This window comes from Providencia sp. PROV076, from assembly GCF_028483405.1.
GTDB classification, from domain to species: domain Bacteria; phylum Pseudomonadota; class Gammaproteobacteria; order Enterobacterales; family Enterobacteriaceae; genus Providencia; species Providencia huaxiensis.
Genome location: NZ_JAMPRR010000004.1, coordinates 37841 through 56764, shown reverse-complemented (window position 1 = coordinate 56764; position 18924 = coordinate 37841). Strand labels below are relative to the sequence as shown.

At 40.0% G+C, this 18924-nt stretch carries 17 protein-coding genes; 7 read left to right on the top strand and 10 right to left on the bottom strand.

All coding sequences use genetic code 11. The features are described 5' to 3' along the window. Positions 1-3: 3 nt before the first annotated feature. From PSF67_RS04055 to PSF67_RS04035, 5 genes are all read right to left on the bottom strand, one after another. Positions 4-966: a sugar-binding transcriptional regulator gene (locus tag PSF67_RS04055; RefSeq protein ID WP_004910275.1), complete on the bottom strand. Its 963-nt coding sequence runs from the start codon at positions 964-966 to the stop codon at positions 4-6. Positions 967-1124: 158 nt separating this feature from the next. Continuing rightward, positions 1125-1778, bottom strand: coding sequence for a dihydroxyacetone kinase subunit DhaL (gene dhaL, locus PSF67_RS04050; RefSeq protein WP_210843390.1), 654 nt, complete (start codon positions 1776-1778; stop codon positions 1125-1127). A gap of 10 nt (positions 1779-1788) precedes the next feature. Further along, positions 1789-2781, bottom strand: a complete 993-nt coding sequence (locus PSF67_RS04045; protein ID WP_272676557.1) for a dihydroxyacetone kinase subunit DhaK — start codon at positions 2779-2781, stop codon at positions 1789-1791. An 11-nt stretch (positions 2782-2792) separates the two neighbouring features. After that, entirely contained in the window at positions 2793-4064 is a 1272-nt protein-coding gene (locus tag PSF67_RS04040) for an MFS transporter (protein ID WP_102139241.1), read from the bottom strand. Between the two features lie 129 nt (positions 4065-4193). Then, positions 4194-5306 (bottom strand): MDR/zinc-dependent alcohol dehydrogenase-like family protein, encoded by a 1113-nt coding sequence (locus tag PSF67_RS04035; RefSeq protein WP_004910265.1) that lies wholly within the window; start codon positions 5304-5306, stop codon positions 4194-4196. Positions 5307-5629: 323 nt separating this feature from the next. Between PSF67_RS04035 and rpiB the strand changes: the two genes are divergently transcribed. Together rpiB and tkt are read left to right on the top strand one after the other, a co-directional pair. Further along, complete coding sequence (gene rpiB, locus PSF67_RS04030) at positions 5630-6082, top strand: ribose 5-phosphate isomerase B (protein WP_102139242.1); 453 nt, start codon at positions 5630-5632, stop codon at positions 6080-6082. 36 nt (positions 6083-6118) lie between these two features. After that, on the top strand, positions 6119-8128 hold the full coding sequence (gene tkt, locus PSF67_RS04025; RefSeq protein WP_272676556.1) for a transketolase: 2010 nt from the start codon (positions 6119-6121) through the stop codon (positions 8126-8128). Between the two features lie 164 nt (positions 8129-8292). Here the strand turns inward: tkt and PSF67_RS04020 are convergent, their stop codons facing one another. Then, positions 8293-9054: an SDR family oxidoreductase gene (locus PSF67_RS04020; RefSeq protein ID WP_166265365.1), complete on the bottom strand. Its 762-nt coding sequence runs from the start codon at positions 9052-9054 to the stop codon at positions 8293-8295. Positions 9055-9521: 467 nt separating this feature from the next. Between PSF67_RS04020 and fetA the strand changes: the two genes are divergently transcribed. After that, positions 9522-10175 carry an iron efflux ABC transporter ATP-binding subunit FetA gene (gene fetA, locus PSF67_RS04015; RefSeq protein WP_102139245.1) on the top strand — a complete coding sequence of 218 codons (654 nt, stop codon included), beginning with the start codon at positions 9522-9524 and terminating at the stop codon, positions 10173-10175. Positions 10176-10184: 9 nt separating this feature from the next. After that, a complete protein-coding gene (gene fetB / locus PSF67_RS04010; protein ID WP_166265368.1) occupies positions 10185-10961 on the top strand; it encodes an iron efflux ABC transporter permease subunit FetB in 777 nt (258 codons plus the stop codon). Positions 10962-11012: 51 nt separating this feature from the next. Here the strand turns inward: fetB and PSF67_RS04005 are convergent, their stop codons facing one another. Beyond that, positions 11013-12047, bottom strand: coding sequence for a LacI family DNA-binding transcriptional regulator (locus PSF67_RS04005; protein ID WP_272676555.1), 1035 nt, complete (start codon positions 12045-12047; stop codon positions 11013-11015). Positions 12048-12280: 233 nt separating this feature from the next. Here PSF67_RS04005 and PSF67_RS04000 point away from each other — a divergent pair, with 233 nt between their 5' ends. Continuing rightward, entirely contained in the window at positions 12281-13009 is a 729-nt protein-coding gene (locus tag PSF67_RS04000) for an SDR family oxidoreductase (RefSeq protein ID WP_102139248.1), read from the top strand. Between the two features lie 65 nt (positions 13010-13074). Beyond that, on the top strand, positions 13075-14682 hold the full coding sequence (locus PSF67_RS03995) for an FGGY-family carbohydrate kinase (RefSeq protein ID WP_272676558.1): 1608 nt from the start codon (positions 13075-13077) through the stop codon (positions 14680-14682). A 125-nt stretch (positions 14683-14807) separates the two neighbouring features. Here the strand turns inward: PSF67_RS03995 and PSF67_RS03990 are convergent, their stop codons facing one another. Then, positions 14808-15137 carry a hypothetical protein gene (locus PSF67_RS03990; RefSeq protein ID WP_229597600.1) on the bottom strand — a complete coding sequence of 110 codons (330 nt, stop codon included), beginning with the start codon at positions 15135-15137 and terminating at the stop codon, positions 14808-14810. Between the two features lie 1114 nt (positions 15138-16251). Here PSF67_RS03990 and PSF67_RS03985 point away from each other — a divergent pair. Then, positions 16252-16539, top strand: a complete 288-nt coding sequence (locus PSF67_RS03985; RefSeq protein ID WP_102139251.1) for a hypothetical protein — start codon at positions 16252-16254, stop codon at positions 16537-16539. 70 nt (positions 16540-16609) lie between these two features. Here the strand turns inward: PSF67_RS03985 and PSF67_RS03980 are convergent, their stop codons facing one another. Next, positions 16610-17503 (bottom strand): endonuclease/exonuclease/phosphatase family protein, encoded by an 894-nt coding sequence (locus PSF67_RS03980; RefSeq protein ID WP_272676554.1) that lies wholly within the window; start codon positions 17501-17503, stop codon positions 16610-16612. Positions 17504-17759: 256 nt separating this feature from the next. Continuing rightward, positions 17760-18794, bottom strand: coding sequence for a LacI family DNA-binding transcriptional regulator (locus PSF67_RS03975; RefSeq protein ID WP_272676553.1), 1035 nt, complete (start codon positions 18792-18794; stop codon positions 17760-17762). Positions 18795-18924: the final 130 nt, after the last annotated feature.

Genomic DNA, 18924 nt, shown 5'->3' with positions numbered 1-18924 from the left:
GAGCTATTGGGACATCTTTAAAATCGTCCGCACATTACTCGCACTCGTTGCAATAATATCAATCGCCCCCGTACGCAGGGCCCCCATAATCGCCATCGCTTTTGATGACTCTGAGGCAATCGCTATTACGCAAGGAATTTTCTTGAGTTCGTCTATACTTAGGCCTATCACGCGGTCATTCATCACGGTATCAACATGTTGCCCTTGCGCATTGAAAAAATCATAACCTGCGATATCGCCAATCACCCCTTGATTCAAACTCGCATCAACAATTTCACGCGGTGTAAACCAGCCTAGCTTGACCATATAGCTATCTTCATTCATATCGCCAATACCAATTAAGGCAATATCCGCTTTACGGGCACGATCTAAGGTTTCCTTAATGGTGCCATTTTTCATAAATGATTGCTTTAATTCGTTATTTTCGACATAAGCAGGCGCGTATAAGGTTTCGCTGGTTCCGCCAAACTTTTTGGCTAAACGACGGCTGATATGATCCGCATTAATGGAATCACCTGGGCGATGGGTTCCGCCTATTCCGCAAATAAAACGGCAATCTTTTTCAGGGACGGCTCCACCGCTATCAGCCACTACCGCAACATTGCGACCTTGGCCGACCGTGACTATCATGTTGTCTCGTAACGTTGTTGACAAATAGTTAGCGACGAGAGTGCCGACTTGGTAACGTTGCTCTTCTTCGTCGGGATGATCGAGGGCAATCAATGCACGGGAAATCGGGAAGCGAGAAAGTAACTGTTGTTCTAACTGAGTGCTAAAAATAGGATGATAGCGAACATTGATCTCTACAATACCTTCTTCCTTTGCCCGCTTGAGTAAGCGGCCTACCTTAATTCGCGATATACCAAACTTATTGGCGATCTCTTCCTGAGTAATTTCATCACGATAATAAGCTATCGCAATTTCAGTCAGTAGCTCGATTTCGGAAGATGTTTGTGATCTATCCATAAGATAGTGGTTTCCTCTTTATTGGTGTTAATCGCAACAAGGGTGATAAGGTTTTAGTATAGCGTTTCTAGTGGCAATTAATAAGTGAGTTATAAAAGAGAGTGGATATATAGCAATGATATTTGACTATATATCCACGAAAGAATTATATAAAACAATTATGCATTAGCTAATGCATCCTGTTTTTCAATACTCTGCGCTAATTGACACAATAATAAACAACAAGAAGTGGCACCTGCATCCAATACCCCTCTTGAACGTTCACCAAGGCGGCTTGCACGGCCAATTTTAGCCACTAAATCTACTGTGGAATCACGACCTGCAACAGCAGCTGCCTGCATCGCATCAAGTGCTTGTTTAAAGTTTTTCCCTGCTTTTGTCGCCTCTTCAAAAGCATTAACTGCAGGGATCAATGTATCCATCAAGCACTTATCACCCACTGTCGCGCTGCTGATGTCTTGCAGCTCAGATAAACCATTTTTCAGCATATCGAGAAAATCTTGTTGCGATAACGTATTTTTTCCTGAAATACTGTCTGACATTCCCATAAAGAAGCTACCATAAAGTGGCCCCATCGAACCACCAATGCCTTCCATCAAGGCGTCTGAAATTTCTTCAAACCCTTCACTGAGTGATAATTCACGGTCTGCAATTGCTTTAGCGCATAGATTAAAGCCTTTAGCCATATTAATGCCATGGTCTCCATCCCCTATTGCGCCATCAATTTCACTGAGGTATTCACGGTTAGAAACAATAATGTTCACTAAATCAAGGGTAATTTCCTTGCCGTTGCCCGTTGAAATAACTTGCATAATTGTCTCCTTATTTAACCTGTGTTAAACCCAATGAATATGCAGGGACATCCATCAATGTTTTTAATTCATCATCCACTTTCATTAATGTCAGTGTGACCCCCATCATTTCTAGTGAGGTAAAATAGTTACCAACATAGTTACGAACAATCCGCACACCTTTCTCACTGAGTTGTTTTTCAACCTCTGCATAGTAGATGTACAGCTCCATAACTGGTGTCGCACCTAGCCCTGAAACCAAGACGACAACTTCATCACCTTGTTTTGCTTGCATATCATCTAAAATTGGCGCTAACATGGTTTGTGCCATTTGCGCGGCCGATTGAATTGGCATGATTTCAATGCCTGGCTCTCCATGATGGCCAATGCCTAGCTCCATCATCCCGTCTTCAATATGAAAATTTGGATGACCCACTGCTGGAATGGTGCAAGACGTTAACCCAACACCAATAGAGTGGCAGTTATTAATCGCTTTTTGTGCTGCATTAATAACACCGTCTAAATCATAGCCTTTGCTTGCTGCGGCAGAGCCCACTTTCCACATGAGAATTTCGCCAGCAACGCCACGGCGCTTTTCTTTTTCACTCGCAGGTGCTGAAGCGACGTCATCGGTAGCAACCACGGTTTTGACTTGCATACCCGCTTTTTCTGCCTTTTTCATCGCCATCTTGACGTTCATGTTATCGCCCGCATAGTTACCATATAAACAGGCAACACCCGCACCGCTATCGGCTGCTTTAAACGCGTCTAAAAAAGCGCCCGCAGTGGGTGAGGAGAAAATTTCCCCAATGGCCACCGCATCTAACATGTTTTCACCCACGTAGCCTAAAAACGCAGGTTCATGACCTGAACCACCACCAGTGACAATGCCCACTTTCCCTTGTATTGGGGCTTTTGGGTATTTTAGAACGCGCGCGTTATCAGTTTGTGCAAAATATTCAGGGTGCGCACCTTGAATCGCATCTTCAACAACGAGATCAGGTTCATTAATGATTCTATTCATAATTCCCTCATTTACTTATTTTCTGGTGTTAGCTGCATCTTTGCCGTCTGTTCAAGTAATTCTTCCGGCACAGTAATAAATTTCATCAATATCGCACTAAATAAATAGAGCCCTGAGAAGATCCAAATCACGCCAAAGGCTCCAACACTACTAATAAAGAGCCCAACTAATGCAGGTCCGACAAAAGTACTTAAGCCTGCACCTAAGTTAAGGACTGACATTGCAGCGCCTTTATTTTCAGGCGCTAAACTCGGCATGATGGCTGAAAGCGGTACGTATCCGGCAAGACATGCGCCGAATAACCCAGCGGCAATCATCATCAGGGTATAATTGTGCCCAAAATAATAAGGCACGTAGTAAAACATTAAGGTACAAACCATACAGCCGACACAACCAAACCAAATCACAATATTGCGCCAACCAATACGGTCACTGACAACACCAAAGATCAGATTAAAAGCGATGTTCACTGTCCAAAGTGCCGCGTAGATATGTAACCACTCTGTGCGGGAAAAACCAAAGTCAGCAAGAAACATTGGCATGAAGATCACAAAACCGTACGCTGCAGAGGTATTAATAGTACGAACAATGCCACCTAAACCAATTTTGGGGTTTTCAAACGCGATGGTGATCCCTTTAAATACATAGCTGAGCGATACTTTTTCTTTCGGTGAGTCCGTTGTATCTCCCGCTTTGTTGCGGTTAAGCGCAATAGCAATAAATGCCCCGATAGTGACAAAAATCAGTCCACTCCATAACGTTGCCATTTCACCTAAAACTGGCAACGCATAACTTGAATACATCACGCCTAAAACACCGAGTCCGCCACTATAAACAAACCAGAAGATCCCGACTGCAGAGCCCAGTTTTTTAATTGGCGCCTCATAGGCTACCCAAACTAAGAAGCCATAGGCAAACATTGGATAACCAAAACCACGCAGCGCATAGGTTGGGATCATGATAGACAGGCTGTTACTCGGTAAGCCAACAGACAAGAAAATAATCGAGCCAATGACAAACATCACAAAACCAAAAATCATCACACGACGGGCGGTATAAATTTCAGCCAACACACCGGACAACCACGCGGCGACAGCGGCAAAAAAACCATACACACTAAATAGTAATGATGATTCTTCAATACTCATTCCACGGCTAATTATAAAAGGTGACAGCCAGCCTTGTTCTAGGCCTTCCCCCATCATAAAGATCAGGACGCCAAAATAGCCAAGTAGTAACTTTGGTGAAAACCCCGTTACTTTAGACAGTTTATTGATTATCATATTGTTGACCTCAGTGCTTGTTCGCTGGGTTAGGACCTGAATAACAAGCCTTGGTAGGGTGACATTTATTCAGGTCCAATTTTTATCGTTATATTTTTAATTTCGTCTTTTTTTCAACCCACGACAGCTCTACAGGTTCGGGTCGAGAACCACTTTAATGTGCGGGTCGCCTTTCGCCATCATCGAAAAACCTTCCGCAAATTTATCTAAAGGTAAAATATCCGTCACAACCCCCTTGGTTGGGAAATCGCCATTACCAATACCTTCAATCACTAATGGGTAGCAATATGGGCCAAGGTGAGAACCTAATAAATCCAGTTCTTTACGGTCACTGATGATGCTCCAGTCCACGGTCACTGGGTCTTTAAATACAGAAAACTCAACAAAAGTACCTAATTTACGGATCATCTTAAGGCCTTGCTCTACCGATTTAGGCGCCCCAGTCGCTTCAATGTAAATGTCACAGCCATAACCTTCAGTCATCTCTTTGACAATTTTGTCTACATCATCACGTTTAGGGTTTAATACGATATCGGCACCAAATTCTTTTGCTAATTCAAGGCGTTTATCAAATAAATCCAGAACGACTAACTTACCAGCACCCGATTTTTTAATCGCTCCAATCATACCGAGACCTAATGTTCCCGCCCCTGAAAGCACGACAACATCACCCAACTTGACATTAGCGCGCTGCACGGCATGTAAAGAACAGGCGTAAGGTTCAATCAAAATGGCATCTTCGATTGGCATCTCAACAGGCACATGGTAGTTGATGGCTTCTTTGGTGAACTTCATATATTGCGCCATACCGCCATTCACATTGTTTTGGAAGCCATACAAGTCATGTTTTTCACACATCCAGTATTCACCGCGTTTACAAAAGCGGCATTCCCAACAAGGTACGATTTGCTCAGAAATAACACGGTCACCTAATGCAAAACCTTCAACTTTTGAGCCAAAGCCTACAACATGGCCAATAAATTCATGCCCTGGGATCATTGGCGCTTTGATATAAGCGGGCTGTTCTGCATCCCCCCAAAAACTAGGGGCACCTTCAAAAGCCTTCACATCACCCGCGCAGATACCACAAGCTTCTACGCGAACCAAAATTTCTTCTTCACTAATTTTAGGGACATCGACAGTTTCTAAACGGTAGTCTTTTGGTGCATAAGCAACCACGGCTTTCATTTTTTCTGGAATGCCTGCGCTCATCGTTGCTTTTGAATCACAGTGTTCACACATAGTTCTATCCTCGGCGGTTTGTAAAATGAACATAAGTTCAATGAAGATACAAATTAACCATACCCTCTTTTCTTCATCCTTGCCCATAGTGAGAGTGTGAAAGTGTGATTCAGTGCAAAAATTCTCATGAAATCGTCTTAAAACGCCTGTTTTTTACATTTTTGGCAAAAAAAATTAAATTTGAAGCTGTAGATCACAGAATTCATCATCATAAAAATAAAAACATATGTTCACCTATTGATTATTTGTTCATAAGATCCTATTTTCTAGGTAGCACATTTGATTGACTAATGAACTTTTGTTCAACAATAAGGATCTCTATCATGCTATCTATTGCTATTGGCGCGGATGACGCTGCATTTGAAATGAAAGATTTGATTAAGGCTCACTTAGCAGCATTAAACATTGAAGTGACTGATTACTGTTTAAATACAGGGGTTGCAGATGAAATGTACCCTGATGTTGCCCATGCGGTTGCAACTGCAATCGTACAAGGTAAGCACCAGCGCGGTATTCTAATTTGTGGTACCGGAATTGGTATGTCCATTGTTGCCAATAAAGTTACAGGGATCCGTGCAGCACTGTGCCATGACACATACTCCGCTGAGCGAGCTCAGAAAAGTAATGACGCGCAAATTATTACCTTTGGGGCACGAGTGATTGGCCCTGAACTGGCTAAAACCATTGTCGACACATGGCTAGCTTCCCATTATGAAGGGGGACGGTCAGCGCCGAAAGTGGCTCGAATCAGTGAGTATGAAAATGGGGAACGTTAGTTTTACTTTAGGCGCTTTTACTTTGGGAGCTTTGTAATGTCCACTCAACCACAAAATAAATTAGCCAATGCCATTCGATTTCTTTCAATAGATGCCGTACAACAAGCCAATTCAGGCCACCCTGGAGCCCCAATGGGAATGGCTGATATTGCTGAAGTTCTTTGGCGAGATTATTTACAGCACAACCCCGCAGACCCACATTGGCCTAACCGTGACCGCTTTGTATTATCAAACGGCCATGCCTCAATGCTGCTCTATAGTTTGCTTCATTTAACAGGCTATGAGTTATCCATTGATGATTTAAAACAGTTCCGACAACTCCATTCCAAAACACCGGGTCACCCTGAATTAGGCTATACCCCCGGTGTTGAAACCACGACAGGCCCGCTGGGGCAAGGTATCGCCAATGCGGTTGGTATGGCAATCGCAGAAAAAACCCTAGCGGCTACGTTTAATCGCTCGGGGTTCCCCGTTGTTGACCACTATACCTATACATTTTTAGGTGATGGCTGTTTAATGGAAGGGATCTCCCATGAAGTGTGTTCATTAGCAGGAACATTAAAACTCAATAAACTCATTGCGTTTTATGATGACAACCGCATTTCTATTGATGGAGATGTGGAAGGCTGGTTTACCGATAATACCGCAAAGCGTTTTGAAGCCTATGGCTGGCATGTAATTAGATCAATTAATGGGCATGCGCGCCCTGCGATTAAAGCGGCTATCGAACAAGCACGCCAACAAACCTCGAAACCCACACTCATTATCTGCAGAACCACGATTGGTTATGGTTCGCCCAATAAAGCCGGTACCGCAGATTCTCATGGTGCTCCTCTCGGACAAGATGAAATAACACTGACTCGCCAACAACTCGGTTGGGCGTATCCGCCTTTTGTGATCCCTGATGAAATATACCAACCTTGGAATGCCTTAGAACGTGGTGCTGAACAGCAATTACGTTGGGAACAAGCACTACGAGAATACGCCAAACAATACCCAGAACTCGCAGAGCAACTAACGCAACGATTATCCAATCAACTCCCTGAAAAATTTACAGATATCATTGATAACTTCATTCAACAATTAAATGATAACCCGGCAACGATAGCTACACGTAAAGCGTCACAAAATACACTCAATATTATTGGCCCTGTTTTATCTGAATTAATCGGTGGCTCCGCAGACTTAGCCCCAAGCAACCTGACTTATTGGTCTGGGTCACTGCCAATTAATGAACAACCTTCAGGCAACTATATTCACTATGGCGTCAGAGAGTTTGGTATGACCGCCATTGCCAATGGCATTGCATTACATGGCGGTTTTCGCCCTTACACGGCAACTTTCTTGATGTTCTCTGAATATGCACAAAATGCCGTGAGAATGGCTGCGTTAATGAAATTGCCACAAATTCTTATTTATACTCACGATTCAATTGGCTTAGGTGAAGATGGTCCAACACACCAACCCGTTGAGCAACTTGTTTCGCTGCGTGCCACGCCTAATTTGTCGGTATGGCGCCCTTGTTGCCAAGTAGAAACCGCTGTGGCTTGGAAACAGGCTATCATTCATCAACAAAAGCCAACTGCACTTGTATTATCCCGCCAAAATCTAATTCAATATTCACGAACAGCCGAACAGCTCGCTAATATTGCGCGTGGTGGATATATTTTGCGCAGCAATAGTGAGACGCCTGAATTACTATTAATTGCTACTGGTTCTGAAGTCACATTAGCGGTTGAAGCATGGAAGCAACTGACTGAACAAGGTTTTCATGTAAATGTTATTTCGATGCCATCAACAGATACCTTTGACCAACAACCCTTAGAGTACCAGCAGCGCGTTTTGCCAAATCATGTTCGCCATCGTATTGCTATCGAAGCCAGTATTAGTGATTACTGGCGTAAATATGTAGGGATTGATGGATTAGTTATGGGAATGAACAGTTTTGGAGAATCAGCCCCTGCAAGTAAATTGTTTGAATATTTTGGGTTTACCGTAGAAAAGCTTATTACTATGTCACGTTCATTATTAAAACCTAATGATTAATTGATATAGGAATAATTAATATCTGTTATCCTACTTTGTAATTTCCTATTACAAGCCAAATAATATCTATGTTATTTGGCTTATTTTTATCTAAATAAAATCATAAACAATAAAAAAGCGAGTACCTATTCATACTCGCTTTATTCATTATTAATTTAATATCCTTATTGGATACTATAACCACCATCAATTACTAAATTATGACCTGTAATCATATCAGATGCATCACTGGCCAAAAATAACGCACATGCGGCAATTTCAGATGGCTCCGCAAAACGCCTTGCAGGAATTTTTTCTTTCATTTCATCACCTTTTTTACCTTCCCACGCTTTTTTACCGAGTTCAGTCATGACAATCGTTGGAGAAATGGCGTTGGTTTGTATACCTTTTGGGCTCCACTCAAGTGCTAATACTTGGGTTAAACCAATAATCGCTGCTTTACTGGCACAGTAGGCTGCATGTTGGTCTAAGGCAATCACCCCAGCTTGAGATGCCATATTAATAATCTTCCCTTTTCCATTATTAATCATTACATTACCTGCAGCCTGGCAAACCAAAAAAGTCCCTTTTAAATTCACATTCATGGTTAAGTCCCAGTCTGATTCACTTAAATTTTCCGCGGGAGCAAGTGCGACTATCCCTGCACTATTGACGACAATATCTAACGTACCATAATGCTCAACAACCTGTTTTACCATCTGAGAAACTGCCTCAGAATTTGTAATATCACATTGAATACCAATTGAATTCCCTAATTTTTCCGCAGTTTTTATCACTTTATCTGACTTGTCGATTAAGGCGACTTTAGCCCCTTTTTCAACATACAATTGAGCAATCGCGAAACCAATACCTGCTGCTCCCCCTGTAATTAATGCAACTTTGCCATCGAGTGAAAAGTTGGTGCTATAGCCACTAAATTTTTTCATTTCAATTCCTTAATATCATGATGTGATATTCAATATATAGGTGAAATAAATATAGGGTTGCCTTAGAGAGACAACAAAATATTAAGCGAAGGTTAAATTACTTGGTATTATTAATATAATATTATCACTGGTTAAATTCTATATTATTCATCTAAAAAAAAGAGATATCTCTCAAATTAAATATCTCATTAAATTCTAAATGGGCATATGTTCAAAATAATAATTTAAATGAATATTTGTACTTTATTTTTGACTGTGAAAACCCTCCGAAAAATTCATTTACGTTGTAACACCCCGTCAAAAGTGTATTTTTTCTTCCCCTATAATTTTCCTGTTAATTGGCGCATAATATTAGTTATATCTAAATTGATATTGAACAATATCAACCGTGAGTGATTGAGTAAGATATTGGAATGAATATCATTTACACTAAATACTGCACATTTAATTTATAGGTTATTGATAATATGGAAGAAAGTAACTTACTATTACAACTGAATAACATTGGCTATAGTATTGAGCAAAAAACAATTCTTGATAATGTGCAGATTAACTTACAGGCAGGCGACTTTAAGCTGATTACGGGCCCTTCTGGCTGTGGTAAAAGTACCTTATTAAAAATAGTGGCCTCGTTAATTTCCCCCACTCAAGGAACAATCAAGTTTCAAGGGAAAGATATCACTACCATCCTCCCAGAGACGTATCGTCAGCAGGTTTCATACTGTACTCAAACGCCTACTTTATTTGGGCAAACCGTGTATGACAACCTCGTTTTTCCGTATCAAATCCGAAAATTGCCATTTAATAAAGACAAAGTCATCAGTGATTTACAGCTGTTTTCTCTGCATCCTTCTATTTTAGAGAAAGGGATCAATGAGCTCTCTGGAGGGGAAAAACAGCGAGTGTCACTTATTCGAAACTTACAATTTCTTCCGCAAGTCTTGCTATTAGATGAAATCACCAGTGCCCTAGATGAAGAAAATAAAATTAAAGTGAACGAATTTATTCATCATTTAGCAAGTGACAAAAAAATAGGGGTGCTATGGGTAACTCATGACCAAGATGAAATCGCTCATACCAATGAAATTATTACGCTTCCTGTTCACCACACCGAATCATAGGATACCACTGTGCATCAACCAACGATTTCCAATGAATCACTAACCTTTTCTATCCTGTTAGTCCTAGTGGCTATTTTTATTAGCCATAAAGAAAAACTGTCCCTTGAAAAAGATATTATCTGGAGTACTTGCCGAGCGATTATTCAACTGTTGATCGCAGGCTATATTCTAACATACATATTTAGAGTGGATCACGAATTGCTCACGATTGCATTGGTGATGTTTATTTGCGTCAATGCCGCGTGGAACGCTAAGAAAAGAAGTAAATATATTGATAAAATTTATGTTACTGCATTAATAGCCATTAGCTCTGGTACATTTCTTACATTGTTAATTCTGATATTAACCAATGCCATCGCATTTACGCCTATGCAGGTCATTCCTATAACGGGAATGATTGCGGGTAATGCCATGATTGCTGTAGGGCTATGCTTTAATAACCTTGGTCAACGGTTTTCAAGCCAGCAACAACAAATTCAAGAAATGTTAAGTTTGGGGGCGACCCCAAAAATTGCTTCCGCATCTATAATTCGCGACAGTATTCGTGCATCACTGATCCCAACGGTGGACTCAGCCAAAACAGTCGGAATTGTTAGCTTACCGGGTATGATGTCAGGGCTGATTTTTGCTGGAGTTGACCCGTTACAAGCCGTTAAGTACCAGATTATGGTGACTTTTATGCTGTTAGGCACAGCCAGCCTTTCGACCATACTAGCTGGGTATATGACCTATACAAAATTCTATAACCAACGCCACCAATTATTGGTTACAACACTGAATAAATAATGACCTCCCACCGCTTATTGGTCATCAACGATAAGCGGTACTTTCTTAATATCACCCTTTGACCACCCCCACAGGTAGCACTTCAATTAATTGTGCTTTGCTATTTTCATTATCTATCAACTTAAAAATATGATTTAGCATCGTTGGCACATCCTGTTTGACCATTTCGATGTCATTACCTAAAAGTGCAACAAAGGGATCCCAGTCAAAACAGCCTAAATGTGGTTGGTGTGAACCGATATACCCCTTTTTACCTAACCAATCAATAACCCCTTCTAATGAAATGGTTGAATTAATAAATAAACCGCATTTCACTATTTTCTGTGGATCATTACTATTCTCTTCAAAAAACTGAGAGAGCGCTTTTTCTGCTTTTTCGGGGGCATAACCACAAGCCAAAATATTTTCTTGTGGAACCGCGATACCTTTTTCATTATGTGCATCAATAAACCCACGAATACGTTCACGTGTATTGTGGTCATGTTCACGACCACCAATGAAAATTAAGGCTTCATTTATTGATGTTTGAGGCTTATTTTTACTTAAAATACGTTGAGTTAAATTTTTTGCACCAAGATAGTTATCTGAAATAACCGAAGGCGCCAACGAGCCCGGTAAGTCTAAATTTAAGGTTGAAACCCCCGAAGCTTGGCAAATTTCGGTAATTTTATCTGGATTCGTTGCCCCCGTTGAAATCAACCAATCCACCTGATAAGAGATCATTGCGCGCGCGGCTTCTATTTCTAACTCAGGGTCACGTCGCGTGCAGGTAATGATTGGAAACAGCCCTCTTTCACGCGCCATTTCCTCAAAATGTTCGACAATAGAGCCAAAGTAGCGGTTGTCATATTTCGGGACTAACATACCGATTATTTTGGATTTATTACTGCGCAACAAGCTAGCTTGCTTATTGACTGCATAATTTTGTTCTTCGGCGATGCGGATCACTTTTTCAGCAAGCTGTGCACTAATTCGCCTTTTTTGCCAATTACCATTAAGTATTGCACTCACTGCACTCGCTGAAACTCCGGCTAATTCAGCAAGGTCATAGATCGTTGTTTTCTTATTTTGTCTGATCTTTGTCACAGATTCTCATCTCCATTTTTTACTAGCTTGACACCAAAGTCGAAAAGTCGCAATACTGCTACATCGATTGAGCAACATTGAAATTGATGATGCCTGAGTTGATAGACTGCAAAATAAATACTATCAACCATCGCATGTAGCCACCTATCCATCCCTGTGACTCATTGCTGTTTCATTAATTTCAGACGCTTTTTATTCTTACATTTCGCTAAAATATCCGATTGGAGTAAATTATGGCCATTTCTATTGAAAACAAAGTCGCAGCAATTACCGGAGCTGCTTCAGGTATCGGTCTTGAATGTGCACGTACACTAATTAAAGCAGGCGCAAAAGTCGTTTTAATTGACCGCGCAGAAGAGCGATTAAACCAACTTGTTGAAGAATTAGGTGAAAACGCGATCCCATTAGTTGTCGACCTAATGAAACCAGAACAAGTTGATGGAATGTTAGATGCCATCTTACAAAAAGCTGGCCGTTTAGATATTTTCCATGCTAACGCCGGTGCCTATATTGGTGGCCCTGTTGCTGAGGGTGACCCAGATGTGTGGGATAAGGTATTAAATTTAAACATTAATGCGGCTTTCCGTTGTGTCCGCGCGGTGTTACCTCATTTTATTGCCCAAAAATCCGGTGATGTATTATTCACCAGTTCAATTGCTGGTGTTGTCCCCGTGATCTGGGAACCGATTTACACCGCATCAAAATTTGCTGTTCAAGCCTTCGTCCATTCAACGCGCCGCCAAGTCTCTGAACATGGTGTTCGTGTTGGTGCAGTATTACCCGGCCCTGTTGTCACTGCCTTACTCGATGATTGGCCAAAAGAAAAAATGGAAGAAGCCTTAGCAAATGGTAGCTTAATGCAACCGATTGAAGTCGCTGAAGCCGTATTATTTATGTTAACTCGCCCACGCAATGTCACTATTCGTGACCTTGTTATTGTGCCAAACAGTGTTGATCTCTAACTTGTCATCTCGCAATTCATTGCAGTTAGCACCTTGGAGGGAAAATGAATAATTTACATACACAAATAAAAGATAACGATAAAGTCGTTATTGGTATCGATGTTGGCACAGGCAGTGCTCGCGCAGGTGTCTTTGACATGTCAGGCAATATGTTAGCCTCTGCCAAACGTGATATTACGCTATTTCGTGACAATGCCAATTTTGCAGAGCAATCAAGTAACGAAATTTGGGACGCTGTTTGTTATTGTGTCAAGCAAGCAATAGCATCATCAACAGTAAAACCACAACAAGTTGCAGGTATTGGCTTTGATGCAACCTGCTCACTGGTTGTCATTGGTTCAGATAAACAGCCTATTACTGTTAGCCCATCGAATGACCCTGAGCGCAATATTATTGTTTGGATGGATCACCGTGCAACAGAGCAAGCTGAGCGCATTAATCAATTAAAACACCCTGTTCTAAACTATGTTGGCGGTAAGATTTCGCCTGAAATGGAAACGCCTAAGATTTTATGGCTAAAAGAAAATTTACGTCAATCCTATGATAACGCATGGCAATTTTTTGATTTAGCCGATTTTTTAACATGGAAATCGACTAACTCCTTAGCTCGCTCAACCTGTACTGTCACCTGCAAGTGGACATATCTTGCCCATGAGAAACGCTGGGATGAGGATTACTTTCAACAGATTGGTTTATCTGAACTGGCAGATGAAAATTTCGCACGTATTGGCCAGCTTATTGTGGAACCAGGAACGCCTTGTGGTGAAGGCTTAACTGAAGCCGCGGCCCAACAAATGGGCTTGCTAGCAGGAACTCCTGTCGCCGCTGGTATGATAGATGCTCACGCAGGCGGTATTGGTACTGTTGGCGTTAATGGCGATGCAACCGCCAATATGGCATATGTATTTGGTACCTCTTCATGCACAATGACAACCACCAAAGAACCTGTATTTATACCGGGTGTATGGGGGCCCTATTTCAGTGCAATGGTACCGGGTATGTGGCTAAATGAAGGTGGCCAAAGTGCGGCTGGCGCAGCAATTGACCAGCTACTTTCCTTGCATCCCGTTTTTGCACAAGCAAAACTCACGGCAAAAGAGCAAGGTAAACCTTTGCCTGTTATGTTAGCGGATTTAGTATTAGAAAAAGCATCTTCACCATCACAGTCTGTTGAGCTAGCTGAAAAAATACACGTAGTTCCTGAGTTTTTAGGGAACCGAGCACCTTTTGCCGACCCTCATGCCAGAGCCGTCATTGCTGGATTAACCATGGATAACAGCATGGAAAATTTACTTTCTTTCTATGTTGCTGGTGTGTGTGGAATTGGCTATGGATTACGACAAATCATTGAAGCACAAGCAAATTCTGGTGCTGCGATTGAAAATATTGTTGTCAGTGGCGGTGCTGGTCAACACCCGTTGATCCGCCAGCTACTTGCTGATGCGTGTGGTGTCCCAGTGATTTCAACACAAGCCAGTGAGCCTGTATTGCTTGGCTCTGCAATCCTTGGAGCAGTTGCAGGGAAAGTCTGTGAGGATGTCGCACAGGCTATGGATCAATTTAGTGCGATTGACTTAACCTACCAAGCAAATAACGCTTATAAGACTCGTCATGATGCAAGATTCGCCTCTTTCTTACATTTGCAACAATGTGCTAGAGAGTTAAAAGGTTAATCACGTAGATACAACACTCAAGCCATATTTAGACTAAAGAAAGCCGTAAACCGGCTTTCTTTAATTAAAACGCGTATGACCTAGCAAGTTTAATTCAATAAGAAGATGGGTGTTATAACTCACTTTTAAAAGCAATATCTTGTCCATAGCGAATCAACCATTTCCTTTGGCATCAAATCGTAATCTCCCTCAACCATTGGAATAGACAAGGATACTTTCCCTTGTTTATCACTATACGCTTTCATAATGAATTTTTTATACCCTTCTAACCTTGCATTTTTAATTCGAAACACTTCACCACAGACATAACCTAACTCCCCCTTATCCGTAGTTTGACGAATAAAATTATATTTCACATTTCTAAATGAAGCAGACTCTGGGAAAGATAAATAGTCTTCAACACTACTCTTTGCCATTTTCACAAGATCAGGTTTAGGGGAGTAGTTCAATGTCACTCCTAATATAAAAGAGCTCCCAGCTAACAATAAAATTGTGAGCAACTTTATGATATTCATATTCTTAAGCTCTCATTTATTCAATAACAAGCCAGTTGACCAAAATGACCTAAAAATTTTGCCCCAAGAATAGACTTAAATAGTTACCTTGAGTCAGTTGTAAGTAAATAATAATTTTTTTAATAATGGTTAACCCTATCTATATAAGAATACCTTATTAGATGACCTGCTTTTTCTAATTATCACCCTCGATAGCTACCACCAGCAGAGTAAAAAAATACAATTAGTTTTATATAACCATCCGTATTTATACTCTACTTCACGCCCCAAGAGAGTAAAAACGTCAATATTAAACTATGAATATAAATAGTACTTAAAACATTAACTGTTTCAATTTGTATTTTTTAATTAAAAAAATTATTTTACCAAAAACAGAAAACAATAATAAGATTTAAGTGTTCATCATAACTTAACAAAAACGAGCAGGAATATGTAATAAAATAATTCAATTCAATAATAGTTATGTCGAAATATTAATTAACTCACTTGGTAGGTGATTTAACTCAATATAAGCGTAAATTTGAATTAATTAATAATTTATTCGTTATTTTCAAATAAGTCCCCCTTGGCCTACTCTCGCAGCCAAAAACAAAAAAATACTTTAAATTCAATTAAATGAAAATATTCACATTGATTTAAATTATCTTCCATCTTTATTCTTAACGTCTCGTTATCTTGCATTTTTTTTAGAATAAATTAGCCAAATTGCCGCTTTCCCTTAAGCGCAATAGATTTTAACCAATTGATTAATAAAAACAAAATAACAAACAAATCAATTGCTAAAATGTTAATTTTTTGATATTAAAAAGTTAATCATAATGAACGAACCCAAAAAACATAAGAATTTCTAACAATATCTATATAGTAATTTACCATTAGACTCTTATATATACCTACTTTTTCCCAATTTTTGATATATCCCACCAAATCAAATTACAGAATATTCCTAGAAAGAATTGCTTCTTTTAGCCAATACATAAAATTATCCGGCTAAATTTGACAAAATATTTTTTCCATCTCATGTAGCATTGCTTTCCAAAGAAAAGGGTAAACCATGACAAATATTCAATTACTATTACTTGCAACTAATAACATCAAAAACAACACAGAGCTAAGCCACTCTCAAGAGTCTTATGTATATCAATTTTACTATGCTAATATCGTCGGTCATTTCGATAGCATTCAAAAATTCCTTACCGTATTTAAACAGCAGACGAGTGCAACATTAGATACATCACAACAATTAACTGAGCAGCGGCAGCAGATATACTCAACAGTTGAGTATTATTTAGGCATAGCTGAAAAACGCTATATTGAAAGGAAAAAAATACTAGCCAATTAACTTATCATTACAGTTGGAAAGGCCTACAAACTAAATGAGGCCTTTTATCGAAAATTTTTCTGTTAAGTGTTTATTGCTCTTGTAGCTCTAATTCAGCAATTATAGGTAGGTGGTCACTAACATTGGACCATTGAAACTCTTTACTATCCGTTGGGATTTCCATTTTTTTCACATCCCAAACTTGGCCTTTAAATGTAAAAATATGGTCAATATCAATGGCTGGGTTCGCAGCTGGCCAACTACGATAATCAACACCTTTTAACTCAACTGGGTTCCACATATAACGAATTTCTTGGATAGGCTGTTCATTAGCTGTTGAATTAAAATCTCCCGCTAATATTTTTATTGAGGCCGCAATATTATCAAATCCCGTATCCGTATCCCCAATACTCGCATCTAAAATATGGCGCACTTGCCCAATGCGAATGGTTGGATCTTTCTGCCAATCAAGGTGTGTACCCATTACAATGATTGGCGCATCAAAGCCTGGTTTTGATATCTGGGATATTAATACAACACGTTGTTCTGCATCACCTGAGGGTAAATTAATCACTTTAGACTTATCGATTTTATATTTTGATAAAATTCCCACACCGTACTCTCCACCATCAAAATCTAGAGCCTTACCAAAAGCAAAATCCATCTTATTGGCTTTAGCTATTTCTTCTAGCTGGTGAACTTTTTTACTGCGAGCTGTTTTGTTATCAATTTCAGTTAAAACAATCACATCTGCATCTATTTTTGCAATCGCTTTATTCAGCCCATCAAGGTCACTGACATCTGATGCCAACTCATTTTTACCAATGTTATAAGTGGCTACTTTAATGGTTGGTTTGTCTGAAGTGTAAACTTTATTCGGTGTTCCCCCATCCTGTACCTTCAGAATTTCAGAACCCGTCATCGTAGCCATCGCACCACAAGAAAATAAAATTGCGCTGGAGATAGCTGTTTTTAGTAATTTCATAATTTTCCCCTGTTAATATCTAATACGGCAAAATAGTGCAAGCATTCAATAAAATCCTAGCTGAACCGAATTCATCTACCTGCAGTTTTCATACATTAACAGAGAATAAAAAAGATATAGTGACCAAGCCGACAATCTTATTTCGAGAGAAAAAAAAACCACTTTTTAGCCCCCGAAATAGTGAGCAAATGCACCATTATTTACTAAGGACAAGCAAGATATTCAAAAAAACGTGATCAATAACGATAAATTAAATTTAAGCACTTTGCCTTGCTTCAAATTTATAGGGGAAAACAACCCCTTCTTTACGTTCAATGAAATCACAATCGGCATCAGCAAGCCATTTTTGTAATCTTTTCGCTGTCTCTCTAGCCATTTTACTATAATCAATCCGTACTGAAGTCAGTGATGGGTGGATGTGATCACAATTTGAAGAGCCTTCGACGCAGGCAATCGCTAACATTTTAGGTATCTGAATTAAACGCCTTTGGCACTCAAAAATGACACCAAGCGCGATCATTTCATGGCTACAAATCACCGCTTCAAGCTCAGGTTGGCGGGTCAGCATCTCACTAATTGCTTGGCGACCAAAGTCCATCGTTGCAACATACGGAGTTGTAATACTTTGGTCTGCACTTTGGTTATACGCCAGCATTACTCGGTTCCAGCCACTTAGTTGCTGACTTTGCATTTTGCTGTCCATTTGAGCACCAATATAACCTATCTTCTTATACCCTTTTTGTAACATATAGTTGGTTAAAAAATTAACCGCGTCTCCAACATTACTTTTGATATTCAACGTGACTGGATGATTAGATTCCCCCGCAACACTGACCACAGGGATATCTAAATTCTTCAAATAATTCGAAACGCTTTCTGAGTTTATCGCCCCAAAAACAATCAAAGCTGCGGGGTTGCTCTGTAATAGTGTTGATAAGACCTCAGACTCTTTTTTTTGCTGGTAATCATGGCTACCAATAACGACTTGATAACTATTTTTGTTCAGCGCTTCTTGTAAAGATTGCAGAAAAACTGAACTAGCATGATCACGCAAAGACGGAATTAAAACAGCAACAGTACGGCTTTGGCCTGAAGCTAAAATACCTGCCGCTGAATTAGGTATATAACCAAGCTCTTCAACTGCAGCATTAATTTTTTCACGTAACTTATCGGATACTAATTCAGGTGTGCGCAAAGCCCTAGATACCGTCATGGATCCAACACCTGCGTATTTTGCGACATCCTGCAATGTGACTCGCCCTGTATTTTTTCTTTTTCGTATTTTTTGCATGTAATACTTTTACTTAGCCTAAACTATTATTAACCCTAAGATATTCAGATCTTTGGTGGCCATTTACCCTGTACTTTTACTTTTTCTCGTGTTTTCAAACTAATACATTAAAAACAGCCAATATGATTGT